At 40.5% G+C, this 25,129-nt stretch carries 20 protein-coding genes and 3 pseudogenes; 9 read left to right on the top strand and 14 right to left on the bottom strand.

What is annotated here, in order from left to right; all coding sequences use genetic code 11:
* Positions 1-4: 4 nt before the first annotated feature.
* On the top strand, positions 5-1,198 hold the full coding sequence (locus tag N1I86_RS09895) for a multidrug efflux MFS transporter (RefSeq protein WP_341096091.1): 1,194 nt from the start codon (positions 5-7) through the stop codon (positions 1,196-1,198).
* Between the two features lie 184 nt (positions 1,199-1,382).
* Here the strand turns inward: N1I86_RS09895 and N1I86_RS09890 are convergent, their stop codons facing one another.
* On the bottom strand, positions 1,383-1,748 hold the full coding sequence (locus N1I86_RS09890; protein WP_218016358.1) for a nucleotide pyrophosphohydrolase: 366 nt from the start codon (positions 1,746-1,748) through the stop codon (positions 1,383-1,385).
* 175 nt (positions 1,749-1,923) lie between these two features.
* Here N1I86_RS09890 and N1I86_RS09885 point away from each other — a divergent pair, with 175 nt between their 5' ends.
* Positions 1,924-2,250, top strand: coding sequence for a thioredoxin family protein (locus N1I86_RS09885; RefSeq protein WP_341097320.1), 327 nt, complete (start codon positions 1,924-1,926; stop codon positions 2,248-2,250).
* A gap of 481 nt (positions 2,251-2,731) precedes the next feature.
* Here the strand turns inward: N1I86_RS09885 and N1I86_RS09880 are convergent, their stop codons facing one another.
* Both N1I86_RS09880 and N1I86_RS09875 read right to left on the bottom strand, forming a co-directional pair.
* Positions 2,732-3,481 (bottom strand): HIRAN domain-containing protein, encoded by a 750-nt coding sequence (locus N1I86_RS09880; protein WP_341096089.1) that lies wholly within the window; start codon positions 3,479-3,481, stop codon positions 2,732-2,734.
* The gene (locus tag N1I86_RS09875) at positions 3,481-4,323 is read right to left on the bottom strand and encodes a HipA domain-containing protein (RefSeq protein WP_341096086.1); all 843 of its coding nucleotides are present in this window, start codon (positions 4,321-4,323) and stop codon (positions 3,481-3,483) included. The genes N1I86_RS09880 and N1I86_RS09875 overlap by 1 nt, the downstream gene beginning before the upstream one ends.
* 340 nt (positions 4,324-4,663) lie before the next feature.
* Between N1I86_RS09875 and N1I86_RS09870 the strand changes: the two genes are divergently transcribed.
* From N1I86_RS09870 to N1I86_RS09845, 6 genes and pseudogenes are all read left to right on the top strand, one after another.
* Positions 4,664-5,293, top strand: coding sequence for a YhbD family protein (locus tag N1I86_RS09870; protein WP_341096084.1), 630 nt, complete (start codon positions 4,664-4,666; stop codon positions 5,291-5,293).
* Between the two features lie 3 nt (positions 5,294-5,296).
* Positions 5,297-6,001 carry a polymer-forming cytoskeletal protein gene (locus N1I86_RS09865; RefSeq protein ID WP_341096081.1) on the top strand — a complete coding sequence of 235 codons (705 nt, stop codon included), beginning with the start codon at positions 5,297-5,299 and terminating at the stop codon, positions 5,999-6,001.
* Positions 6,002-6,017: 16 nt separating this feature from the next.
* Entirely contained in the window at positions 6,018-6,749 is a 732-nt protein-coding gene (locus N1I86_RS09860) for a polymer-forming cytoskeletal protein (protein WP_327796764.1), read from the top strand.
* 36 nt (positions 6,750-6,785) lie between these two features.
* The gene (locus N1I86_RS09855; RefSeq protein ID WP_341096080.1) at positions 6,786-8,318 is read left to right on the top strand and encodes an MDR family MFS transporter; all 1,533 of its coding nucleotides are present in this window, start codon (positions 6,786-6,788) and stop codon (positions 8,316-8,318) included.
* 285 nt (positions 8,319-8,603) lie between these two features.
* Positions 8,604-8,783, top strand: a pseudogene (locus N1I86_RS09850) (ATP-binding protein); the annotation flags it as partial.
* A gap of 321 nt (positions 8,784-9,104) precedes the next feature.
* Positions 9,105-9,980 (top strand): fructosamine kinase family protein, encoded by an 876-nt coding sequence (locus tag N1I86_RS09845; RefSeq protein WP_341096078.1) that lies wholly within the window; start codon positions 9,105-9,107, stop codon positions 9,978-9,980.
* A gap of 40 nt (positions 9,981-10,020) precedes the next feature.
* On the opposite strand, the gene N1I86_RS09840 is transcribed toward N1I86_RS09845, so the two are convergent.
* The 3 genes and pseudogenes from N1I86_RS09840 to N1I86_RS09830 form a co-directional block, all read right to left on the bottom strand.
* Positions 10,021-10,389, bottom strand: coding sequence for a DMT family transporter (locus N1I86_RS09840; RefSeq protein WP_003353044.1), 369 nt, complete (start codon positions 10,387-10,389; stop codon positions 10,021-10,023).
* Positions 10,390-10,654: 265 nt separating this feature from the next.
* Positions 10,655-11,392, bottom strand: a pseudogene (locus N1I86_RS09835) (TauD/TfdA dioxygenase family protein); the annotation flags it as partial.
* A 1,005-nt stretch (positions 11,393-12,397) separates the two neighbouring features.
* Positions 12,398-12,487: a putative holin-like toxin gene (locus tag N1I86_RS09830; RefSeq protein WP_244878026.1), complete on the bottom strand. Its 90-nt coding sequence runs from the start codon at positions 12,485-12,487 to the stop codon at positions 12,398-12,400.
* A gap of 600 nt (positions 12,488-13,087) precedes the next feature.
* Here N1I86_RS09830 and N1I86_RS09825 point away from each other — a divergent pair.
* Positions 13,088-14,246: pseudogene (locus tag N1I86_RS09825) on the top strand (DUF2515 domain-containing protein).
* Positions 14,247-14,595: 349 nt separating this feature from the next.
* Here the strand turns inward: N1I86_RS09825 and N1I86_RS09820 are convergent.
* The 8 genes from N1I86_RS09820 to N1I86_RS09785 all read right to left on the bottom strand — a co-directional run bounded on the left by N1I86_RS09820 (position 14,596) and on the right by N1I86_RS09785 (position 24,725).
* Positions 14,596-15,969 carry an IS1380-like element ISGsp2 family transposase gene (locus N1I86_RS09820; RefSeq protein WP_341030492.1) on the bottom strand — a complete coding sequence of 458 codons (1,374 nt, stop codon included), beginning with the start codon at positions 15,967-15,969 and terminating at the stop codon, positions 14,596-14,598.
* Between the two features lie 480 nt (positions 15,970-16,449).
* Complete coding sequence (locus tag N1I86_RS09815; RefSeq protein ID WP_003353058.1) at positions 16,450-17,223, bottom strand: polysaccharide deacetylase family protein; 774 nt, start codon at positions 17,221-17,223, stop codon at positions 16,450-16,452.
* A gap of 645 nt (positions 17,224-17,868) precedes the next feature.
* Positions 17,869-18,276, bottom strand: coding sequence for a hypothetical protein (locus N1I86_RS09810; protein WP_341096075.1), 408 nt, complete (start codon positions 18,274-18,276; stop codon positions 17,869-17,871).
* 55 nt (positions 18,277-18,331) lie between these two features.
* Entirely contained in the window at positions 18,332-18,925 is a 594-nt protein-coding gene (locus N1I86_RS09805; RefSeq protein WP_341096073.1) for an alpha/beta fold hydrolase, read from the bottom strand.
* Between the two features lie 211 nt (positions 18,926-19,136).
* On the bottom strand, positions 19,137-20,489 hold the full coding sequence (locus N1I86_RS09800; RefSeq protein WP_270584064.1) for a dihydrolipoamide acetyltransferase family protein: 1,353 nt from the start codon (positions 20,487-20,489) through the stop codon (positions 19,137-19,139).
* Between the two features lie 27 nt (positions 20,490-20,516).
* Positions 20,517-21,536, bottom strand: coding sequence for an alpha-ketoacid dehydrogenase subunit beta (locus N1I86_RS09795; protein ID WP_003353064.1), 1,020 nt, complete (start codon positions 21,534-21,536; stop codon positions 20,517-20,519).
* Between the two features lie 26 nt (positions 21,537-21,562).
* Positions 21,563-22,549 carry a thiamine pyrophosphate-dependent dehydrogenase E1 component subunit alpha gene (locus tag N1I86_RS09790; RefSeq protein WP_003353065.1) on the bottom strand — a complete coding sequence of 329 codons (987 nt, stop codon included), beginning with the start codon at positions 22,547-22,549 and terminating at the stop codon, positions 21,563-21,565.
* 247 nt (positions 22,550-22,796) lie between these two features.
* Positions 22,797-24,725 (bottom strand): sigma-54-dependent Fis family transcriptional regulator, encoded by a 1,929-nt coding sequence (locus tag N1I86_RS09785; protein ID WP_341096072.1) that lies wholly within the window; start codon positions 24,723-24,725, stop codon positions 22,797-22,799.
* Between the last annotated feature and the right edge of the window lie 404 nt (positions 24,726-25,129).

Raw genomic sequence — 25,129 nt, 5'->3', positions numbered from 1 at the left:
ATTCATGCCGATTTGGAAAAGGAATTTAATCGTTTGTTGGTTTGGAATGTTTGTAACCAGTATAGGGATGAGTCAAATTGCCCCTGTTTTACCTCTCTACATAAAAAATCTCGGAGTTCATAATACAACTCTAATCGATCAATTTTCAGGGGTTGCTTTTGGTGTTACCTTTATCATTTCATCTGTTTTCTCACCTATTTGGGGCCATGCTGCTGACAAATTCGGACGAAAACCCATGCTTTTGCGAGCAAGCCTTGGTATGGCAATAGTTGTATTCTGCATAGGTTTTGCGCAGAATGTATATGAATTGATTGGATTAAGAGTGTTGCAGGGCATTATCACAGGTTATAGTACTGCCTGTACGACTTTGATCGCTACTCAAACAGACAAAGAGCACGCTGGATGGGCTTTGGGTACCCTTTCAACAGCAAATATAGCAGATTCTTTGCTTGGACCAACGATTGGTGGTTTTATTGAGGATCACTTCGGCATGCGAAATGTATTTTTTATAACAGGTGCACTGCTGTTGATTGCCTTTGTGACAACCGCTTTATTTGTAAAGGAATCTTTTACTCGTCAAGATAAAAAGACGCTTAGTACAAAGGAAATATGGAATACTATTCCTAAAAAAAGCCTGATTATTATCATGCTTGTGACTTTTTTTGTCATATATCTAGCATTATATTCTGTTGAACCAATCATAACCGTGTATGTCACCCAGTTATCCCAAAATACCAGCCACGTTGCTCTGTTAGCCGGAATCACTTTCTCGGCTTCAGGTCTGGCAAATATCATTGCCGCTCCAAGACTAGGGAAAAATTCTGACAAAATCGGAGCTCAGAAAGTGATATTAGTTGCACTTGTAATGTCAGGACTGCTTTTTATACCACAAGCCTTTGTCAAAAACCCTTGGCAGTTCATGGCGCTTCGCTTTTTATTAGGATTAGCAACGGCAGGGTTGGTTCCTTCTGTTAATGCCCTTGTTAAGAAAATAACACCAGATTCTCTTACAGGCAGAATTTTTGGTTTTAGCATGTCAGCAGGGTATTTAGGCGTATTTGGCGGTTCGATATTGGGCGGGCAAGTGGCAGCCTATTTGGGGATCAGATATGTCTTCCTTATTACTGGTGCATTGTTGCTGATAAACGCAGTTTGGGTTTATTTTAAAGTGTATAATAAGCTTCGTTTAACAGAATAAGCTCACTATGTGATTGGGCATACATTCTTCTTGTTACTGATCGGTTCATCCTTTATTGGGCAGATGGCAGCAAAATCAGCCCTCGCTACCTCTGCCCTCTAATAGAATGGTAAGCTTTTTGTTCTCATCATTAAAGACTAACAATGAGATGGATGGTGTGTAGAATAATCGCCTTTCTCCCCTACTACTTTAATTCAGTATATTTCTTTTTTGATCCGAAAGATTTTTCAATGGGATATTTTTGTTCGTTTTTCTTTATTTTTTCTTCAATGGCTTCCTCTAAATCAATTTCTAATTCATGCGAAAGCAACAGTGCATAAATGACTACATCGGCTATTTCGTCTTTGATGTTTTCAAAGTTCACTTCTACGGCTTCCTCGCTGCTTTTCCATTGAAAATTCTCCAGCAACTCCCCCGCTTCTAAACTCAATGAAATCGCTAAATCCTTTGGATTATGAAACTGACTCCAATTCCGAGCATCGCGAAATTCAATAATTTTTTGCTGTAAATGTTTCAATACCGTCACCTCTAAATAATGAAATGATTTCATTACGAATTGTATCAAAAGACTAGACAGCTCTGTTGCCTTACCAACTCCAACGTTTCATCGGTATCATCTTGACACACCCTGAGCACCAACGATCTGTTGATGTGATGTGCCGTGTTATAATCACTATACCTTATGGTTTTATCCCTTTACGGAAGGAGATCTACTTTTGAATATCATGAAAGAACTATTTTCTGTCAAAGAAGTCGATGATTTTGTTGACCGTCACGAGTTAGCGTTTTTATATATATCCAGAGATCATTGTAGTGTGTGCCATGATTTATTGCCAAAAATTCAAAATGTCATGGCCGATTTCCCTGATATTCAACTAGCTCTTGTCAATGCCGATCACGTTCCGGAAGTTGCAGGGCGTTTTACCATTTTCACCGCCCCCGTTTTGTTGTTATTTGTAGATGGGAAAGAAGTACTTCGGGAAGTGCGATTTGTTCATGTAGAGCCGTTTCGGGAAAAAGTGAACAAAATTTATCGTTTTATACAAGAATAGGCAGCCATCTTGAAGTGGCTGCCTTTTATTTTAGTGAAAGCGCCAATTGCATACGCATCATTCCAAAAATGAATAACAATTTTAAATAAGTTTGTATTTTGTCCTTCCGTTTCAGAGTATGGTCCGAAGGATACTGTCACAAATTGGAATGCGCCGGTTCACAACAGCTTTTTTCTGATGCTCTTTTTTTCTTTACCCTTTCCAAAGATGAAATACTTTTTACACTTATAAAACATATTCATGATATCGTTCATAATCATCCTCAAACACTTCTATAGATAATTTTTCTTCTTCATTATCAAACGAATGTCATACGGCAGTCGAAATTTTAGAAATAAAGCTCTCTATTCATCCATCTAGTGACAGACAAAAAGGGGGCACTTCGATAAGTGAGTGTCCCCCAGCAATTGACATAGACCGAAATTTATTTTTTTCAAAAACAACTACCCCACGTAATAGGGACGGTTCACCATTTATTGCTTTATACCGTTTCCAACGGTATATCATAGACTATATCCAAATTTATATTTCTAAGAAAAGGGGGAAGAATTCCACAGACGCTTACATTCACTTTTAATTGCGGAAGTGCTTCTAACTGAATGGAGTGAATTTTTGCCTCATAATCACCACGTTTCTTAATAAGTTGAAACATAAATTCACTATAAAAGGCTGGGATATAACCCAATTTCCGCCCTTCACTAGTTAATACAATTACTGCTTTTGAATCATGTAAATTATCTGGCTCTAGTTGAAACTGTACCTTTTCTCCGATTTTCAGTTGTCCAACGATCTGTTCTCCTTCATAATATTTCCATCCAGCAATGTAAAAATTAAAGTCAAAGTAATTTCCGTATACATAAATAGGGGCAACAAACTCATATGAATCAGTTGCAAGCCTTCCGCCGGTAACTCTCAATAAATCCATTTCCGTATAATCGTTGGACAAACCGTGTGTTCGTAGAATTTCCTGGAAATCTGGTCGCCGATGATCCGGCAAACGACGTGCAAAAGGACCGAATAACTTATCAGAAATATATGTTTTATCAATATCTCGAAATGCCAGATGCGGTTGATATCCGTTCTCTATCGCTTCTAATAACCCTCTTCTTCGTCTAATCTTATTATAATAAAAAACATATTTATCTTCATTGTGTACTAAATTCCCGATATGATAACGTTGTCGAGTACGTTCATTTTGCCAAATGAGCCAAAGCACAAAAGGACGAAACATTATTTCACCTCCGTATACCAATTCATTAGCCATTCTTTCCGGTATTTTAATAATTGTAATACCCATTCTTTATAAACTCTATTCATTACCTTGTCTGAAATCGAACTTAAAATATCAGATATTTCGTTTTTATTTATTTGACTCATTCGTTCAATCATTTCTTTCATTTCGCACGGGAATAATTCGTTAATAAAAGTTAACAATTCTCTATACTTCGGCTTCTTTTTGTGTGGTAATCCAATTAAAGAGTAACTTCGGTTTGTGAAAGCTTCAAACATTCTTTGATCTCGAAACATTTTCAAAATACGCTCTTCCCTTAATTGATATCCTAATGATGCCCCATTATCGTATATAGGAGCAAGCTGATAATTTGATTGATCAACAATGAGTCCCCAATTATCGCAATGTCGATCTTGATTAGCAATGAACGCATCGAATACTGGAATTTGTATAAAATCTCTTTCGAGGCTAAATTCAGATAATACTTTTATTATATTCGGAAAATCGTAATATTTTAAACTATATCTATCAAAATCCTCCGCAATGGCAAAAAATAAATCACCGCCTTCATAAAACTCTTCCCCATCACGGATGAAGTTTTCCGATAAAACACCTAATACACCGTTATAAATCGCTAAATCAGCTTTCATTGTTTTTAAATCTATTTTTTGTCCAATTTTTGACGCAATTACCTCTGCCCAAGCTTCTCCTGTACTCTCCTTAGGTATTTTAAACAAATAAGTACGTCTGTTCATCGGATTAATCAACCAAAACTTCTGCCTAGTTCCTGAAGCTTGTTTTTCATCATCCTTTTCCCACCGACTAACATCAATCAGACTCATGAGCGAAATCCTCTTTCATTATTTTTAATCCAATACCTTAATTTGACTAAAATCAGAAGACAACGCACTATCAACCAATCCTATATTTGGTGGCTTAGTCACAAGTTTCTTAACCACTATCATTGAATTCCTAACATGATCAAATATATTTCCCGTTAAGTTTTTACAAACATTATAGCATGTCCAGACTCACTATAACTCATTGAGAAATACCCGATATTTTTCGGATGTACTTTGTATCAGATAGAGACTTCTTGGCTCATTTCGTAGCTCTTTGTATCTTTTATTTACAACGTAACATTGTTATGTTACATTTTTCGTGTGAAGGAGGTGCCGTGTAGTGGATCAAGAATTGATTTCTAAAAAAGAGCTGCTCGAATTAACCGGAATTTCTTACGGACAGCTGTATCGTTGGAAACGAAAAAAGCTAATTCCTGAAGAATGGTTCATTCGAAAATCGACTTTTACCGGACAAGAAACGTTTTTCCCGAAAGAAAAAATATTAACAAGAATAGAAAACATTAAAAATATGAAAGACGATTTATCGTTGGATGAATTGGCGAGTATGTTTTCTTCTAACCCCGCAGACATCACACTCAAAAAAGACGAACTTCTTAATCGAAACATTATTTCGTTAATGACATTGCGTTTTTATAAAGAACAAAAAGGAGAACATGAAACATTTTCATTTGTTCAACTGTTTCAACTCTATGCGCTGGAAAAGCTTCTCCAATCCGGAGATATCAGTTTGGAAGAGGGCAAAATCATCTTGAATGTATTAGAGACCCATTATCCAAAACTTCAAGGTCGGAGTGGTGAATTGATTTTGATACGAAAAATGGGGATATCGACCTGTATGATAGTGGCAAACGGAAACGACGTGTATTTTGAAGAGGATGTAAAAGTAGTGGCCCGTCTTCATTTATCAAGCTGCATGGAGGAATTAAAAATGAAAATATTGGAGGGATAACGGGTGGAAAGACAGGATTTAGTGATCGCAGGTTTCGGAAATGCTTCCGGCGGAAATTACAACCTTGTAAAAATTTCCGGAAATGGTGAATTGCAAGGCGATCTTGATTGTATCGAATTGAACATTCAAGGAAATGCCAAAATTTATGGCAATGTGAAATCAGAAACAACCTATGTTGCCGGGACAGCGAATATGCACGGAGCGCTGCACTCAGAGAAGATAAAAATCCAGGGCAAAGCTAGCATTGTCGGAGATGTGGAGTGCAAAGAAGTTCGTTTTAACGGAAGCGGAAAAGTGAAAGGAAATGTAACAGCGGAAGAGTTGCGTATTCACGGCGGAGCGACGATCTCAGGTGATTGTGCATCAGAAGTATTTGAAACAAACGGGAGTTTCCGTGTCGGTGGATTATTAAATGCAGGAAACATTCAAATTCAGTTGTTTGGAAATTGTCAGGCAAAAGAAATTGGCGGCGAGAACATTGAAGTGAAAAAACAAAGAAGGATTTTTTTTAAAAAGTGGTTTTTCAATGCCGTATTAAACGCTGAAAGCATTGAAGGAGACGAAATTTATTTGGAGAATACAAAAGCAAAAGTAGTGAGAGGAAACCGAGTGATACTTGGTCCTGGCTGCGACATAGAATTTGTGGAATATAAAAATCATTTTCAATGCGATAAAAGATCAAAAGTCAAAACCAGCAAAAAATTATAGAGGAGGGAGACCGACAGTGGAAAATGATACGCTGCGTCATTTAACGGTGACCGGTACTGGTATTACTTCTGGAGGAACTTTCAACAAAGTAAAAATTCGCGGAGAAGGCACCATTAATGGAGACTTGCATTGCGTTCAATGGAAAGTGTTTGGAACCGCCGATGCGAACGGGTTCGTCAAGGCAAAAACGATTGACATTTTCGGTCAGGCAAATATGAAGGGAAATGTAGAGGCAGAATCCATCAAGATTTTTGGAGAAGCCGATATAGAAGGTCATGTCACGTTGAAAGATTTAAACCTTCGTGGAGCCGTTCATATAAAAGAACGTTTAGTCGGAGGACATATTCATGGTTATGGCGAATTGAAGATTGAAAACGATTGTGAAGCCGATTCTATTTCCTTAAAAGGAGCCGTCGCCATTGGCAGAACGTTAAATGCAGAAAAAGTATCTCTCTATCTTCATTTTGAGGATAGCCGTATTGAAGAAATTGGCGGAGAAGTCATTCGCGTCACCAAAAGCAAAGCATTTAATGTCATCAATTTTCTAAAACGATTTAGACATGATTCCGCCAAGCTCGTTGCAGAAAGCATTGAAGGAGATGACATTTATTTAGAATACACGAAAGCAAAAGTCGTCAGAGGAAAAGAAGTAACGATTGGTCCAGGTTGTGAGATTGACCTAGTAGAATATCAAACCAGCTTTCAACAAGATGAAAAAGCGATTGTAATAGATAGTAAAAAAGTATAGAATCGAATCGTTCCATTTAAGGGGAGGTGGCTTTCGGTGAAAAAGAAAGAAACGAACATAGCGTGGGTTGTGGCAGGTTTATTATTAGGAATTTTCGTTGCGGCAATCGATAACACCATTGTGGCAACGGCTATGGCGACCATTGTAGCGGATCTTGGAGGACTGGACAAATTTGTTTGGGTAACATCCGCTTATATGGTGGCCGAGATGGCTGGGATGCCGATTTTTGGAAAACTTTCGGATATGTATGGCCGAAAACGGTTTTTCATTTTTGGGCTAATCGTGTTTTTAACCGGTTCGATGTTATGCGGCGTTGCCCAAAACATTGTTCAGCTCAGCCTTTTTCGAGCGATTCAAGGAATTGGCGGCGGTGCGTTAGTTCCTATTGCCTTTGCCATTATGTTTGATCTTTTTCCGCCTGAAAAACGCGGAAAAATGGGGGGTTTTTTTGGAGCGGTATTTGGTTTGTCGAGCATATTCGGACCATTGCTTGGCGCTTATATCACGGATTACTTCGATTGGCGCTGGGTATTTTATATTAACATCCCTATTGGTCTTCTATCGTTCTTTTTCGTTACCTTTTTTTACCGCGAATCGCCTGTTCATGCGAAGCAAAAAATTGATTGGTGGGGAGTCGTTACACTCGTTCCCGCGATCATTTGCCTAATGTTTGCTCTTGAACTGGGCGGAAACCAATATGAATGGAGCTCCAAAGTCATCATCGGTTTATTTTCCGCTTTCGCTGTTTTATTTTTGCTGTTTCTTTATGTGGAGACAAAGGCAAAAGAACCCATTATTTCCTATCATATGTTTAGAAAACGTTTGTTTGTAGCAAGCAATCTTGTAGGGTTCTTTTCCGGAGCTACCTATATAGTTGCCACCGTGTACATTCCAATTTTTATCCAAGGAGTGATCGGCGGTTCAGCAACGAATTCAGGGCTGGTTTTGCTGCCGATGATGTTGGCGACGACGGTATCCGCTCAATTAGGCGGTTTTTTAGCCAATAAAATGAGTTATCGAAACGTCATGATCATCTTTACATCGATTTTCATTATCGGCATGTTTCTATTAAGCACAATAACAGTCCATACTTCTCGCCTTATGATTACCTTGTATATGATTATAACCGGATTAGGGGTAGGCGCTTCTTTTTCCGTTTTAGGTATGGCGGCTATCCACCATTTTCAGCATAAAGATCGTGGGGCGGCCAGTTCAACCAATTCCTTTTTGCGTTCGCTTGGAATGACGATTGGGGTCACGGTGTTTGGAATTATTCAAAGAAATCTTTTTAAACATAATTTAACGGACACATTCAGTGGCATGTCGCAAGCACCACAAAACTTGAATTTCAAAGATCCAAGAGCGATACTATCGCCGGACACGCGCTCCCACATTCCAGAACCAGTGCTTGATAAAATCACATCAGCGTTGTCATCTTCCATTGCCCATACCTTTGTGTGGAGTCTTATTCCAGCGCTGCTGAAATTATTATTTGTAATGTTTATGACGAATGATCAACTATCCACCAATTTCAGAGCACAACCAGTTAAAATCAATGAAGGAAAATAAGGTTGTATTCTGGGGCAACAAAGCCGATATTCTCTTCATGAATGTTACAACAGATGTTTTAGATCTATCATTTTTCAACAAGACAATTGGCAACACTTTTCGTGTCCAGCATTATTAAGACACTTTGCCAGCAAAATAATAGAGTATAAACTTAAGAAAGAAAACTTGGTGTTCCATTCCCCCTTCCGTCATCGTGATGGTTAGGGGGATAAATTTATATATGCTTTCTTTCCATGATTTTTAGGCCAAATTCACGTAGGAATAATGAGTAAAAAGATAAAACGTCCTCTACTTTTCAATCGGTTTTACCGTATAGATGAAGCGCGAACACGCAACAGGGGCGGTATGGGATTGGGGCTCGCTATCGCCAAGGAATTCATATTAGCCCATGGCGGCACAATAGAAGCAGAAAGCCAACCAGGCAAAGGCACCACTTTCATCGTCAGATTGCCTTTCATGGATTGAAAACTCCGAACTCTAATTTCGAGTTCGGAGTTTGTTGGATGATTCTGATTCGTATCAGTCTCTTTGGATAAAGATGCTTCATCCAAACTGTAATTTCTTAAATTTATCCCAATGCAGTAAATGTTTCAATATGACAAGCATATGTTCCTATGAACTCTATAAAAAGATTTTCTGATATATAATAAATTACAAGCTATTTGATTCGTTCTCAACACCTTTGCTTTTAACGAGTATCGAAAATTCAATCTCTTATACCCTTTCGATCCATACACCCCCTATGATTCGTTTCACTAGTTTGCCACAATGAAAGGAGATAGTAGTATGAACCTTTCTTCGATTTTACGAGAAGCGCTTGATCAAATCGGCGACAAAACAGCGATCGTCCAATGCAAAAGCGTATCCGGCGGCGATATCAACGCTGCCTATTATGTAAGAAGTGAACATCGTTCCTATTTTGCCAAAATCAATGAGCGTATTCCTCCTCGCTTTTTTCAAAGTGAAGCAGCCGGTCTTGAATTGCTGAGGCAAACGAATGTCGTTCGTGTTCCAAAAGTATATCATTGCGTGGAAGCCGAAGACGGATCTTATGGTTTGCTGTTGCTTGAATGGATTGAAGGTGAAGAAACGGATCAAACTGCGGTTTTGCTAGGTCAGGCAGTAGCTCGCCTTCATCAATGTTACGGTCAGTATTTCGGATTAGCCGAAGATAGCTTCATTGGCCGTCTTCCTCAAAAAAACGGACAATATGAAAACTGGATCGATTATTTTCGGGAACGGCGGCTTCTTCCGCAAGTTCAATTGGCAAAACAAAAAGGAAGAATGCCAACATATAGACGAAAGAAAATGGAAGCATTGTTACAGTCGCTTGATCAATGGCTCCCACCTACATGTAAGCCATCTTTATTGCACGGCGACTTTTGGGGCGGAAACTGGATGGCAGGCGAACATGGAATTCCTTATCTCATTGACCCTTCAGTATTTTATGGGCATTCAGAAATGGATATTGCCTTCACGGAACTGTTTGGCGGATTTCCAAATGCTTTTTATCGCGCGTACAACGAAATTCAGCCACTTTCTCCGGAATATGAGGATCGAAAAGAGCTGTATCAACTGTTTTACTTGCTCGTTCACCTGAATCTGTTTGGAGAAACATACGGAGCTTCCGTCGATCGAATCTTGCAAAGGTATGTTGGATAATTTAAAGGCGAACAGTGACCATTCCTGTTCGCCATTTTCATTATTTTATATGTAGATTCGATGAAGGGACTGAAGAGACTTCTTTTCCATGCGCTTCTCCACTGACATTTAAGATAATCACACCGGCAATAATCATTAAGATGGCCACCATCTTTAAGAAAGAAAAGTGTTCTTTGAAGTATAAAATGCCTATGATGGCAATAATCGCAGTACCAAGTCCGGACCATATGGAATAAGCGATGCTTACATCTATCTTTTTCAGTGCCAATGTAACTAACGTAAGGCTGGCTCCATAAAATACAAACATGAGTACAGAAGGAATGAGCTTCGTAAATCCTGCTGACATTTTCATTGAAGTTGTGCCTAAAACCTCCGAAAGAATTCCTAATAAAAGCAAAATCCAACTCATAAACGTTTCACCTCCCTTTTTCAGAAGTACATATCATGAAAGGATATTATGAAATTTTCATCACATTGATGCCTTTACAAAGAAGGGTACCATAATACATGTGCAATCGCGATAAATCTTGTTCTTGGCGCTTCGGTTTGAGCTTGAAAATCGGACCTGGTCAAACTTTTTTCGCATTTGTTGAAATAATCCGTGCATGATATTGTGATCAGAACACAACGAATGGAACCTAAAAAGGTTCCATTCGTTGTTCCAATGATATTGCTTAATATGGACGATCCCCAACGATTGCAACGCGTTCAGCCTTACGCGGATTTGGATAATAGTCCGATACCGCATAATGTTGGGTTGCACGATTATCCCAGAAAGCGATGGAGTCCTTTTCCCAACGAAAACGCACCTGATATTCAGGAATGTGAGCTTGACGGAACAAATACTGAAGCAGCTCTTCACTCTCATCAGGGTCCAGACCTACGATTCGAGTCGTGAACGATGGATTCACAAACAAAGTCTTCCGTCCAGTTTCCGGATGGGTTCGAACGATCGGATGTTCAACAGGCGGAAATTTTTCTTGTTGAACCGCTAACTCTTCCGGTGTCAATAAATCGCTGAAAGCAGGAGTAAAATCGTGAATGGCAGTAAGGTGATCAATACGCTCCTTCACTTCGTCAGGTAAATTATCATATGCAGCGGCCATATCTGCCCATAACGTGTCGCCCCCGACAGGAGGAACTTCTATTAATCTTAATATCGCTGCTTTCGCAGGATTGGGGCGAAAAGTGACATCCGTATGCCAAATATTTTCTTTTCCAGTTTCTTTCTTCCCTTTGGAAAAGCGAACAATCTCCTCAGATTGATCTTCTTCAACAGGATAAAATGGATGAACTTCTAATTCACCCCACAGCCGAGCAAACGTCCGCTGCTGTTCACTCGTGATTTTTTGGTTGCGAAAGAAAAGAACCTTCCATTCCAATAATGCCCGATTCAACTCTGCTTGCTTTTTATTTGTCAATCTTTTTTGAATATTGTTTTTTCAATTATCACGATCAACAGCACCACAAAGCGATATATAACGAAAAAAATTCCTTCTACTTGACTTTGGATTTATCGCGATTTAATTAAAATCCTTCAAAAGTTGAAAATTCCTTTATTTTTACAGCGAAAATTTCTATACAAACGGATTCATCCTCACCTGCGTCATTTCTTGTCATCTTTCCTGTTTTATGATTATAATAAAATGGAATAGCATAAAATCGAGTAGGAGGGAGCGATTAACTCCCGTCCTCTCACACCACCGTACGTACGGTTCCGTATACGGCGGTTCAATTAAGATAATTGACGCAAGTCTTTATAACTTCCGTGAATAGCTGTTCTCTTTATGCCAGTGGTCACTCCACCCTCCAAGAGGTCTCCCACGGGATTCACCGCTTCCTCCCTCAAGTGAGGTACTACGTTTTCTGTGTTCATCATGACTCACTGAATACCAAGGGCTATTCTCTCTTAATTGTTCGGTCCTTCTTAGTTGTTCTAGACCAACTAATACTATGACCTCTGCTGACTTCTGACGGTTCAGCTACTTATCACTAAGTAGGTTATGAAGAGCACTTCACATATCCGCCAGACCTCCCCGGGTAAGTACATGCACTTTCACACCATCTATCCGCCTCATTTACTCGATATGACCTTCGACAGAAAGGGCTTTGTTTTGTTATGCAAACTCACTCCATCATACCTAGCCTTATATGAGGTTCGTGTTCCTCGGACCGGTGTTTTGCCTCCAGCTTCCTTCAGATTCCGCGTCACCACGGACACCCTTGCTCTTGGCTAACCTCTACTTCTGTCTTCGGGGTTCGGGACTTACACCCTATAGTTCATGTACATGCCGGGCGCACATAAAAAAGACATTGGCGGTCACCAATGCCCTAACATACACAGCTTACTGCAAGAAGTGCAGTGGCCCTCGTATTCGCGGATATGACCCACCCTTACTTAGGCTCGGCAGGGTGGGTTACTTTTTGTCTTTCGACACAGAAATGACGGCAACGATTAAGGCCGCAAACGAAATCATTAACGTCAACGCATCGGAAACCGTCATCATCAGTGATACCCCCCTTTCTTCAAGGGAGTAATCACTGCCCACCCTGCATGCAGCTGTGCAAGTTTATTATTCATACATAATTTCCATTTTTTTATTTTTAATCCAAATGATGTAAACTTTCCCCATAGCTGAATTCCGGAAAAACAATAAAAACGCTCTAACCTAAATCACTAAGAACTGCATTTCAAATACCCTTTCACGGGAAAGCTAAACATCCTTATCCATTTATTGACAACGATGACTAAAAAAATGATCTTCGTTCTTGTTTTGGTCCTGCCCTCCCATTTTGCGATGAACGTTTTTCGCCTGATCTACGCTTCCTACCCTTCTGCCCACTCAGTTACGTTTCTTAATTCCTGTTTGCCTTATTTCTTTATTTTCGAATTTTGCCGGCAGTGCTTTCATAAAGTCTTCATCATTTATTTTCAAAGCACGTAATAAGATGATCATATACACATCTCGTTTCCATTGGTATGACCTCTTTAGATTATCTATTTTCCATGTATTCAAGACTCAGTGGACTTCGTTTGGAACGCTAAACGTCACACTTGCCATCCCTTTCATTTAACAAAATGTTTTGTTGAGGGAGGGGTAGACATTTTGGGGCTGATAAAGAAAAAGAAAAAACGGAATACACCCCCATTTCTTCTTGAAATCAATGAGGAGTTAAAGAAAAAGGGCAAAGGTTTCAAAATGGCCGCGGTAAATGAATCTGATTTAACGATAGAGGAAAGAAAACTCATCCAACAAATACTCATCCAAACCGAAATCAAAAATCAAAACAATATCACCAGAACGAAAAGCTACTTGGATGTTTATTTGCGTCATCCGGAAATTCATTGGGCGTTTTTGGGACATATGGTTTCCAGAAACGGCGGTTGGAATATGACTGACTTAAAAGGTGATCTCTTGTCCCATTTATTAACGGAACAGGAACAACAATTTTTCTTTTCCTTTTTGGAACGTGGAAATTGGCTTATTTTTCAAGATATATACCCGCAGTTTTTGCTTTATGAAGAAAGCATAAAAAGAAAAAAACCGCTTTTTTCCCTTCTCCCTTTTTTTTCATGTCTCCACTTTTATGGAAACGATCTGGAACCACTTTTGGAAATATCGTGACCCTTATATTCTCGCCATTGCTCTTGTCATAAATGAACAAAGCTATTTAGAAAAGCGAGTCATTCAAAATGCCCTTTTTCAAAAAAACGTCTTTCATACAATAGAGTTTAAGCTTCAAGATTTTCTTCGATTAAACCATATTTTGTTTCCTTACTATAAAGAAAATGAGAAGCGAAGTATCGGTCTTATGGGGCAAACATTGCAACGTTTCGATTCCCTTCATGAACGGATTTTATTAGGAAAACGGTTATATTCCTTGCTTTTTTATAATAAAGAGGGGGTAGACACGTTCATTCGTTGGGCCGTTTCTTGCCCTCACACTGGATCTCGCAAAGATTACTGGCCCCACCTATTTCATGACGTTCGTGAATCGATTCCGGGCCGGCCCTATCGACGCCGTATGAAAAACGGCCAAATACAAAAAGGGGTCCCTCGAATCTATAGTCCAAGATTAGAGTACGCATGGAAAAACGTTTCACATGAGAAAGCAGACATTGGAGATTGGTTCCATGACTGGACGATTACGGATTATTTCAACAAGCTAGATGAAGAAATAAACGGGGAGATTGCCGATGAATATTGTGAAACGATCGAAAAAATGGAACTTGCGGTTATCGCGAAGAAAGCCATTTTCCGTTAAAAGCAAAACAATTGCTGCCTATATTTTGACCGCTTTGTTCGCCTCATGGATAGGAACTTATTTGGATCTTTATTTTGTCGGAAACGAGTGGTACAGCTTTCCGTTAAGACCCTATTCAGCCATTTTCACCTTTTGTTTTCTACCTGAATCCGTGATGAATTGAAATCGACTTTGATTTTGTTGTAATTTTGATGGATTGATAATCCATAAAACCCTTTTTATGCTTATGACCTATGTCATCTCTATTTCCGAAAATGGAACAAATCTCTTTTTTAGGTATACGAACCAAAAAAATAGACAAAAAAGCACAGGGAGTGACGTTGGACATCAGTGCCCGAACATTCGTTCGTTATCTTGCCTCTCTCCATTTCTGATAGACGTTCAGTAGGGGCTCGCTATAGCCACTCCTTCGCGTCCGTTTCATCCAGATCTGTCGTGATCGACGGACGAGTCGCCCTGCCATCGTGATCACCGTCTGAATAATCGTCTTGATGCGGCGGCGTTTCACTTTGTGGTGCAACGGATGTCTCGGATCGCTTAATAGATCTTGTCCAATCAGACGAAGAAGATTGTAAACGAAGGCTCCCATGACCAACACGAGCGCATTCGTTTTCATCTTCCCAGATGGAAGCCGCTCTAAATCTAAGTCGCTCTTCAGTTCGCTATGAAACTGTTCGCATGTCGCATGGTCATGATACAACGCGAGCACATCGCTCATTCGAACATGCTCGTATCCTTTGAGCCGCACCCAATAGCTTTCCACTTCATAATCAGGAACGAGCATCAGCTGTCCATTGCGTTCCATCGTCCGTTCCGTCACTTGGGTGACTTGAACGTACGTATACGTGTTTCCATCGATCGCTGCCTTCTGTGGAAGGCATAGCTCATAGGTTTGTACTCCTTCGCTTTGTCCATCATCGACACGTTTGCCCTTTTGCGAAGCGATCTGGAACCAAAGCGCTTTCGATTCTCGGCGTAAGTTTCGCTTGATGACAAAGTCCACGTCTTCCTTTAGGCATACGTGCACATTCGCTTCTGCATCGTTTCCTGCATCCATGCGAACAAGCAGACGAGATGAAGTCAGTTGACGAGCTCGACGGATAGCGGTGACTAAAAACGAGGGCATGTTGTCTTGCACATGTTGTTTCCCTGGACGCAACTCGGCATGAACGAGATACCCTTCCTTCCCTGCATACGCAAACAACGGTGTAAAACCGTCAAATCCTTTATACGTTCGACTGACTCCTTCTTTTTTCGTATCGGAGTTGTCAAATGGGGAACCATCTATATCAAGGGGAAGCCATGTCGTCTTTCCTTTGGTCCAACAAGGGGACAAAGTGGCATGTCGTTGAATCAACAGACGTATGGACTCCTCCCAAAGAATCGTTTCGGTCATCGGAAGACAAGCGAGCTGATCGAGTCGTTGTCGCAAGGTTGGAGAGGAAGGCACGTGCTGAATCCCCATCGATGCCGAAAAGATATCGTCCTGACGATACGCTTCGATATGATCGAAATCCGTTTTTCCTGTGGCAAGCAAGCCAATCATCGAGCGAATGACATCGCTATGGGAAATGTGCACTTCTCGACGAACCGTTGGAAGCCGAAGTGCGTTTACCCGTTTATCCAGTTTCGTTCGATGGAGTAAGTAGCCAACGAGAGCAAGCCCAGCACTTGGGGTAATCGCTTCATCTGTCAATACAAACCGAATCGGGAAATCTTTCATCACATCACCTACTTGATGAAGAATCGTCAACGTCGTTTTTCCTTATCGTATCAACGGTTTGCGACCATTGTAAAGATGTTTTGTCACGGATTCAGGTTCTATATTTTATGGAAAAGTTAAACATTTGGAAAAAAGGGGCTTTTATCATCATGGCAAGTCTAGCAATGTCATTTGTTGAAAAACAATCAGAAGCATTCGGGTGGTTTGTTCATCATAATCAATGGAAACATTCCTATTCTTTTTTTGGATATGGTCTTTTTATGATCATCGTATGGAAGTTCTTTCGATGGATGAATTCAATCATGAGTTAAATAATAAAATGTCTTTTCAAGAATAATGGTTTTGTGGCTCTCTTCCGCATGTAATCTTTATAACAGTACACTATTAGAAAAGGTTTGCAGTCGAGAGCCGTGGACATGAATTTTGCTTTAATAAAATTTGAGTGCGGATTAGCGACGTTTCCGTCCTCCGACTCATTCTTTATCCTGACGTCCAGTCAAGATATCTATACTTTGGATGCATTTGTAGTAATTCTGATACGGTCACAAATTTATATCCTCTTTTTTGAAGTTCCGGTAAAATTTTTTTTAGTGCTTCAATCGTTTGACGACGGTCTCCGCCGTTATCATGAAATAAGACAATATCCCCATTTCGGGCGTTAGATAAAACCTTTTTTACAATATTATGAACGCCCGGTTTTTTCCAATCATACGTATCTTGATGCCACGACCACATCACAACCGTATAACCTTCTTGGTTCGAAACATTAATAATGGTTTCATTATAATAACCTCCTGGCGGGCGAAACAATTTAGGAGAATATCCAGTCAGTTGCGTAATCGTTTGTTTTGTTTTTCTTAATTCATTTCTAATTTCTTCCTCGCTAAGCCCCCTAAAAACGGAATGATGGTATGTATGGTTCGCTAATTCATGTCCATCCAAAATTTCTCGTTTCACTACATCAGGATGAGCTTTTACACAGGTCCCCACCACAAAAAAGGTTGCTTTAGCATGATATTGTTTTAAAATATCCAGAATTTGCGGAGTATATTTTGAACTAGGTCCATCATCGAATGTCAATGCAATGACTTTTTGTTTGGTCGGTATTTCCCAAATGGCTTTTCCGTGTTCTTCATAAAACTTTCGGCCTCTATTCAAATCGTTCGCTTTTACGAAAACTGTACAAATAAACGACAGAGCAACCGAACAACCTATGATCAAGATACACCATAGGACGAACTTTTTGTTGATCATCAAGCAACAACACCTTTTGTGTAAATTCGTTGTTTAGGTTAGGATGTTTCAAAATCATGTCTGCAAGAATGATTCTTCCATTGTTATTTTTCACATCCATTCAAATGGAAAAAATTCAAGCACCGTTTACATACGATGCCAACAAAGAATGGAACTCTCTCCCAATTCACATCTGTCAAAAGCGGAGCAATCTCTATGGACTTAGACCCTTCAACAAGAAACGTTGAACAGAATGGAGTTAAAACAAACGAAATAACATCGGACAGCAACATACGTTTCATGGAAAACAAAAGGGATGATATCAGGTTTTACACTTTTAGATAATAGAAACGTTCTTTCGTTCGCTATTCACATCACACATCTTTTACTCATTTTTCGTCTCCCTTATTTTGTCCAGATGATTAATTTTTATCGAAAACAGATTATGCCAAAGCAACTGGACAAACATTGTTGACTACATTGACAGAAGTGCATTTCATTAATGAGTCATTTTTATTCCATTCCTTTATTCAAACAGTTTTTTTTGAGAGAGAGGTGGTTTCCCCTGACCTTTACATCAGAAAGAACCAGAGCCGGTTTTGCTCTGGTTCTTCAACTTTCGGCCATACTATATGACCTTGTTTAGAATCCGCTCTGCAGCCGTTCTCAAACGGGTGTAGACAAAAGGTTCTTCAGCTGGGCATCGATGTAATTTTTGTCTTCTTCAAAAAATCCCATCATGGTGAAGTGTCCCCACAAGCTGGGAATGACTCGCAGTTCGCTGTTAGGAATCATCTCTTGTTCGGCTTTGCAGTCTCGGACAGGGAAGAACATGTCTTCTTCAAACGGCATCACATATACTTTCGCTTGAATCCGTTCCAAAGCCGCTTTCAAGTCTCCGCCAGTGTTGCGGCTCACATCTCCCTGCTGCCATTTCCATGCCATACACAGCAAGTTGTTTGGATCCATCGGCAAAAACCAATTATCCCAGTATCCCACCAAAAAGTCGTCTAAAGATGAGAAGCCGAGACGACTCCACTGTTCCTGCTTGTAAAACTCGGTACATAGCCCCATCACTGCCCAAATTCGGGAGTGGCGGCGCAAACCACGGTGGACTTGTTGATGATCTTCATACCATCCGTCTTGAAATGCAAGGGTCAGAAGTGATTGCCTCGATTAAAGTTTCGGTAAAAAGAAAATCGTGAGGTGTATTTTTAGCCGTCCCGCCAATCGGGGCCGCTCGCTTCACCATTTCCGGATACCGCACCGCCCATTCATAGGTCTGCTGAGCTCCCATGGACCAACCGACCACCAACTGCAAAGTGTTGATTCCGAATTTTTCGGTGACCAGTTTATGTTGAGCCCGGACATCATCGCTGATCCTCACCTTGGGAAAATCCCCTCGGCCAAATGGAAACGGAGTATTGTGAGGTGAACTGGATAAACCATTGCCAAGCTGATTCGGTAGAATAATGAAGTATTTGCTTGGATCTAACGCCATCCCCTCTCCGATATAAATTTCCATCGCCTTGTGGGTTCCGGAATACATGTGGGGAAACAGGATCGCATTATCCTTCGCTTCATTCAGCTTGCCGAACGTTTTGTAGGCCAATTTACAGTCTCGAATAGTGCCTCCTTCTTCCAACTGAAAGTCTCCCAGTTCAAAGATTTCATAATCACCGTGAACTTCATGAGTATAATAAGCGTTTTCGATTGTTTTCAAAAGTAACGCCCCCTTTGTTTATTCAATATAAACAAGAAATGTTGCTGGAAAACCGTGAAAAATTTTAGTTGTTTCATAGATGAAAAGATATATGTCTCCCTTTCAATGAGCATGAAGAACAACAGCCCACTAAACCTTTGTGAAAATGTCATTCCGCTGTTTCTGTTTTTATTGATGAAACTTCAATTTTTTAGAACTACGAATGAAGTATTTACTGAACAAATAACAAATCCGGTTCGCTTAAATATTTTTTCAGTTCATTTAAAGCTTTTTGTGCTAAAACGCCGTCGATCAGGCGATGGTCGTAGCTGAGGGACAAAGCCATCATCGAAGCAATGTCAATCGAATCATGAACTACGATCGGTTTTTTCTCCATTCTGCCAATGCCTAAAATACATGATTCCGGATGATTGATAATTGGAGTAAACCAAGAACCGTCTACCGATCCGATATTGGATATTGTGCAAGTGGCTCCTGTCATTTCATCGGCTTTGATCGATCCATCTCTTGCTTTTTTCGCAAGTTCTTGGATCTCTTTGGCGATTTGAAACAACGACTTTTTGTCTGCATGTCGAATGACCGGAACGACAAGACCATGATCGGTGTCCGCTGCAAAACCGATATGGTATTCATCCTTCAAAATGATTTCATCGCGTTCATCGTCCAACGAAGCATTAAGCATCGGGTATTTTTTAAGAACGGCCGTTAATGCTTTAACTGTGTAAGCTAAATACGTCAATTTGATGCCTTCTTCTTCTGCAAACGGTTTTACCCTTTGGCGGTGGGAAACAAGCTTTGTGACATTGGCCTCGTCGAAATGAGTAACATGCGGAATGACGGACTTCGAATGAACCATGGCTTTTGCGATCACTTTTCGTATGCCGGAAAGCGGTATTCTTCGTTGGCCTTGCGGGATGACTTCTTCATTCGTTGTTTCCTTGCCGGCCGCCGCTTCCTGTTCCGCCTCTGCCTGTTGTAATTTTCGATTGGCCAAGACCGCTTCAATATCACTTTTTACGATTCTTCCGTTTGGCCCGCTCGGAGTCACTTCCTCAAGGTTCACATTGTGTTCTCTGGCAAATTTGCGTACAGACGGAGCCGCGATAAAGAATCGGTTGGACGGCTTTTCATCGGTGCTTTTTTGTACTGCGTTCCTAATATCTTCTTCCGTGACTTTACCGTTAGGACCGGTGGGCGTGACAAGACGCCAATCCACTCCAAGGTCTTTCGCCAACTTTTTGACGCGCGGAGTCGCTTTTTTCTCTACATGAACGTCTTGTAGAGACTTTTGCTGTTCCTCTTTTGAATCAGACTGAACCGTTTCTTCGACGGTTTCAATGATGGCCAATATATCCCCGATGGCGGCAGTGTCTCCTCTTTTTTTCCTGATTTCTTTTATGATCCCTGACTCCGGAGCTTGAATTTCCGAAACGGCTTTTTCGGTTTGAACTTCCACGATCGTATCGTCTTTTTTGACTTCATCCCCTTCTGAAACATGCCAAAAGGTGATCAAACTTTCATCATGAGTATCGGATAGTCGAGGCAATTGAACTGAGATTGACATGGCTACCTCCTGTATGGAAAATCCATTTTATTCATTTACTAGCTTGATGGCTTCAAGAAAAATTTTATCGGCATTCGGCAAAACAAATTGTTCAAGTGGACGGCTGTATGGAATCGGCACATCCGGAACGGCCAATCTTTTGACAGGTGCATCCAAATCATATAAACCGTCTTCTGCCGCAATGGCTGCAATTTCTGAAGTCATGCCGTATGATAAATAATCTTCATCAACGACCAATAAGCGATGTGTCTTTTTAATCGACTGAAGAATCGTTTCGCGATCTAAAGGTACGAGCGAACGCAAATCGATGACTTCTGCCTGAATTCCTTGCTGCTCCAACTTTTTCGCTGCTTCTAAAGCGTGATGAACCGTCATTTGAATGCCCACAATTGTGATGTCGGTTCCTTCTCTTACCACTTTGGCTTTGCCGATCGGAACTGTATACGCTTCTTCCGGGACATGTCCGACGGATGCGTCCAATTGATCCATCCAGCCCAGTCCTTGCAATGTTTTATGAAACATAAAGACGACCGGATTATCGTCCCGGATGGCGGAAATCATCAAGCCTTTCAAGTCATACGGAGTCGAAGGCGCCACCACTTTCATTCCCGGCAGATGGGCAAAAGTGGCGTATAATGTTTGGGAATGCTGAGCAGCATCGTTGTATCCTCCGCCGACACCGGTCATCAGCACCATCGGAAGCTTGATTCGACCGCCTGACATATACGGAATTTTGGCCATATGGTTATAAATTTGGTCCATACAAACACCAAAGAAATCGACGAACATTAATTCAACGATCGGCCGCATTCCATCTGCAGCAGCTCCAACGGCCGCTCCGATAAAAGCGGTTTCAGAAATCGGTGTATCCATGATTCTTTCGGGACCAAACTTTTGAAATAATCCTTCCGTTGCTCCAAATATCCCTCCGTATGCGCCCACGTCCTCTCCCATCACAAACACGTTCGGATCTCTTTCCAACTCTAACCGAATCGCTTCTGCCACTGCTTTATTTCCTGATAACAAACGCTGTTTTGTTTTTTGCATTTTGGATCGCTCCTTTCTTTCCATTATTAGACAAATAAGTCTTTTAAAGCATCTTCCGGTTCAGGATATTCACTTTCACGCGCGAACTGATAAGCAGCATCGACTTCTTGTTTCGCTCTTTGTTCCAATTCCGCCAGCTGCATGTCTTCTATTCCGTGTTCTGTCAATAAGATGGAGCGCATTCGGACAATCGGATCTTTTTCCCTCAGTAAAGTCACTTCGTTTTTATCTCTGTAAACTTCAGGATCTCCTTGGAAATGTCCTAAATAACGGTACGTTTCAATTTCAATGATGGCTGGTTCTCCATTTTTTCTTGCTTTTTCTACCACCTCTTTTGACACTTTATACATTTCGATCGGATCATTCTCTTCCACATAATATCCCTGAATTCCATAAGCGGCGGCTCTTATAGCGTTGGAGGAAACGGATGTGGATGATGACTTTGGAACAGAAATTCCGTATTGATTGTTTTCAATGACAACAATAAGAGGCAAATTCCACAATGCCGCCATATTTAATGACTCATGAAAAGCCCCTTGGTTGGCAGCTCCTTCCCCAATAAAAGCCACCGCTACGGAATCCGTTCCTTTTTTCTTCGCTGCAAGGGCCGCCCCCAATGCATGTGGAATGCCGGCGCCTACAATTCCTCCGCAAGAAAATTTCACATTCGGATCAAATAAATGCATGTGTCCGCCTTTGCCTTTTCCGAGCCCAGTCGCTTTTCCAAAAATTTCAGCTGTCATTCTGTTCAAATCAACCCCTTTTGCGATGGCATGATGATGCGGACGATGTGGAGACGAAACAGTGTCTTCTTTTGTTAAATGAATACATATACCAACTGCGGCCGGTTCCTGCCCTGTTGCCAGATGCATTTCACCCGGTACAGGCCCTGCACCGATATTAAAGACAGGATTTTTTCCTTCGGCATAAGCTTCTGCCATTTTGTCCTCGTAATAACGAATCTTGTACATCGTTTCATACATCCAAATAAGATGTTCCCTGGAAATCGTCAACTTGCTCTCCTCCTTTGCGGAAATAAAACGCTTTCATTGGTTGATAGTGCAATAAATGTGCCAAAAAATAAGAAAAAAACACATATTTTCGAAAAATCAGAATTATTTTATTATTTTTCCTAAAATAAGTGGAAACGATTTTTCCTTGATATTCGTTTTCACTCTTGTTTTTCAAAAAAAGTGTTCCAAAATGGAACACTTTGTTGCAACATATTGAAACAATTTGATACAAAATGAAACAATTGCTTTAATAAGTAATGTGAAATTTTCTCATTTGTCTGTAAAACGTGCTTCTGGAAATGCCTAAATGCTTGGCTGCTTTTGTGACATTTCCATGAAATAGGCATAACGCCTGAAGAATGGCCTGTTTTTTTATATCCTCTTTATGCATGAACGACTTTTCTTCTTTTTGCCCGGAAAACAGATGGAACACTTCCTCCGGCAAATCTTTTGCCGATAAAACCGGCTTTGTCTGTCGATTTAACGTTCTTTCTATAATATTTTGCAATTCTCGTATGTTCCCCGGCCAATCGTATTGAAGTAGTGCTTGCAAAAAATCCGGTCTGATGTCCGGAAACGGCTTGTTTAATTTTTTGCTCAGTTTATCAATAAAATGGCGGACCAGAAGCGGGATATCCTCTTTTCTCTCTCGTAAAGGCGGCAAGGTGATGGGCATGACATGGAGCCGAAAAAATAAATCTTCTCTAAAGCTCCCCTTTTGGACTTCCTCGCGAAGATTTTTGTTCGTAGCGGCGATAATTCGGACATCTACCGGTATGACTTTATGGCCGCCGATCCGCATCACTTCTTTTTCTTGGATAACCCGTAAAAGAAGAACCTGCATTTCCAAAGACATTTCTCCTATTTCATCTAAAAACAGAGTGCCGCCGTCAGCCAGTTCAAACTTCCCCGCACTTCCTCCTTTTTTGGCCCCGGTAAAAGCACCGTCGACATAGCCAAATAATTCACTGCCCAGAAGATCACGGGGAATTCCACCACAGTTGATGGCAATGAACGGTTTGTTTCTTCGATCACTTTCATGATGAATGGCTTGTGCGAACATTTCTTTCCCCGTTCCGCTTTCTCCCAATATTAAAACGTTTGAATCCGTCCTTGCCGCTAATTTCGCTTCTTGAATTTTTTGAATAAAAAGGGGATGCTGCCCAATAATATCATCGAATGTAATTTTGGCTTGATTTCCGGATAAATGATTCACAAATTGACGCACTTTATGAATTTCTTTCATCATGATCATCGAACCGATCCATTGTTTGTCTTTATAAATGGGGATTTTATCAACCATAACATGATAGTTTTTTCTTGATGGCCGGACTGCAACATGCAGTTCTTCATTTTGAAGATAGATGGGACCATTGGAAACGATCGTTTGATTTTTAAAAAGTTCTTGGATCTTTTTTCCTTCCAAACCGGATGGGTCAAGATTCATCATTTTCTTCAGTTGTTCGTTCGCTTTAATAATGTTTCCTTCCGTGTCGGTGATAAGAATGCTTTCTTTCATATTGTTGGTGGTCGCTTCAAGAAATCTCTGCATCATACTATTTTTTTCCGCATTTTCATTCAATGCCATTTGATACTCTATCGCTTTAACCGCTGAAACAACCATTCCCAATGTGTGAGGATGCACTTTTTCATAAGGACCGGATACATTTAATACGCCGATAATATTGCCTTTTGCATCATGGATCGGCGCAGCGGAACAAGTCCAAGATTGACAAATTTCGGAATAATGTTCCTCTGCAACAATTTGAATGGGCTGATCCATGACAATGGATGTGCCAATCGCATTGGTGCCGACGGATTGTTCGCTCCAATCGGCTCCTTCCACAAAACCGATTTGTTCAGCCATTAACAACGTGTCCGGGTCACCGATCGATTTTAACAGCTGACCTTTTTCGTTGCAAAGGATGACTAAAAAGCCGGAACCCTTTACGATGGAATAAAGCCCTTCCATTAATGGCATGGCCCAATCAATAAGAGATTGATATCGTTCGATTTCGATTTTTTTGATAGGACCGAACGGTTGAAAAGGGTTGACTTTCCATTTTTTTGATCGAATCCATGACTCTTTCACTATGGGAGAAAGTTCATCATCTAATTCATTTTCAAAAATAAAGCGCTTCCATAATTCTTTGACCCCTTCCCGCCGTATCTTCACCCGAAAACACCTCCGAAACTTTTAAAGAATGGGGACTGTCCATGAACCATCTGACGATTTCTTTTGCTTCTTTAATCAAAATTCCTGTCAGCGTTTCGAACGTGCCGTGTAAATCATTTGTTTTTTATATTGTACCATTGAAAACAGATTTCGTTAGAATTTTTCGAAAAAACGACAAAAAGAAGCATCATCTTCAGAAAAGATCAGTAAAAAACTACCGATACCTATGTTTAGAAAAAAGCTGACTCGGTTGGAGCCAGCCTTTTCGACCATATTCGAGATCTTTTTTGCAGTTGACCGCACAAATGAACGAGTACTTTCTCTTTTTATTTTCTTCCATATACTGTTATAATTTATTTGCCATATTTTTAAAAAGGCAACATGTCTTTGTAGATTACATAATA

This window comes from Bacillus sp. FSL W8-0116 (assembly GCF_038003825.1).
GTDB classification, from domain to species: Bacteria; Bacillota; Bacilli; order Bacillales; family DSM-4216; genus Bacillus_O; species Bacillus_O smithii.
The sequence above is the reverse complement of the archived record's forward strand: the minus strand, read 5'-3'. Positions and strand labels throughout refer to the sequence as shown.

Excerpts from the sequence above, each read along its gene's own strand:
- N1I86_RS09815 (WP_003353058.1), bottom strand. The coding sequence starts at position 17,223 with ATGATCAACAAAAAGTTCGTCCTATGGTGTATCTTGATCATAGGTTGT.
- N1I86_RS09845 (WP_341096078.1), top strand. The coding sequence starts at position 9,105 with ATGAACCTTTCTTCGATTTTACGAGAAGCGCTTGATCAAATCGGCGAC.
- N1I86_RS09890 (WP_218016358.1), bottom strand. The coding sequence starts at position 1,748 with ATGAAATCATTTCATTATTTAGAGGTGACGGTATTGAAACATTTACAG.
- N1I86_RS09820 (WP_341030492.1), bottom strand. The coding sequence starts at position 15,969 with ATGAAAGATTTCCCGATTCGGTTTGTATTGACAGATGAAGCGATTACC.
- N1I86_RS09875 (WP_341096086.1), bottom strand. The coding sequence starts at position 4,323 with ATGAGTCTGATTGATGTTAGTCGGTGGGAAAAGGATGATGAAAAACAA.
- N1I86_RS09800 (WP_270584064.1), bottom strand. The coding sequence starts at position 20,489 with ATGTCAATCTCAGTTCAATTGCCTCGACTATCCGATACTCATGATGAA.
- N1I86_RS09840 (WP_003353044.1), bottom strand. The coding sequence starts at position 10,389 with ATGAGTTGGATTTTGCTTTTATTAGGAATTCTTTCGGAGGTTTTAGGC.
- N1I86_RS09880 (WP_341096089.1), bottom strand. The coding sequence starts at position 3,481 with ATGTTTCGTCCTTTTGTGCTTTGGCTCATTTGGCAAAATGAACGTACT.
- N1I86_RS09810 (WP_341096075.1), bottom strand. The coding sequence starts at position 18,276 with ATGGGGCTATGTACCGAGTTTTACAAGCAGGAACAGTGGAGTCGTCTC.
- N1I86_RS09795 (WP_003353064.1), bottom strand. The coding sequence starts at position 21,536 with ATGCAAAAAACAAAACAGCGTTTGTTATCAGGAAATAAAGCAGTGGCA.
- N1I86_RS09830 (WP_244878026.1), bottom strand. The coding sequence starts at position 12,487 with ATGATGACGGTTTCCGATGCGTTGACGTTAATGATTTCGTTTGCGGCC.
- N1I86_RS09885 (WP_341097320.1), top strand. The coding sequence starts at position 1,924 with ATGAAAGAACTATTTTCTGTCAAAGAAGTCGATGATTTTGTTGACCGT.
- N1I86_RS09895 (WP_341096091.1), top strand. The coding sequence starts at position 5 with ATGCCGATTTGGAAAAGGAATTTAATCGTTTGTTGGTTTGGAATGTTT.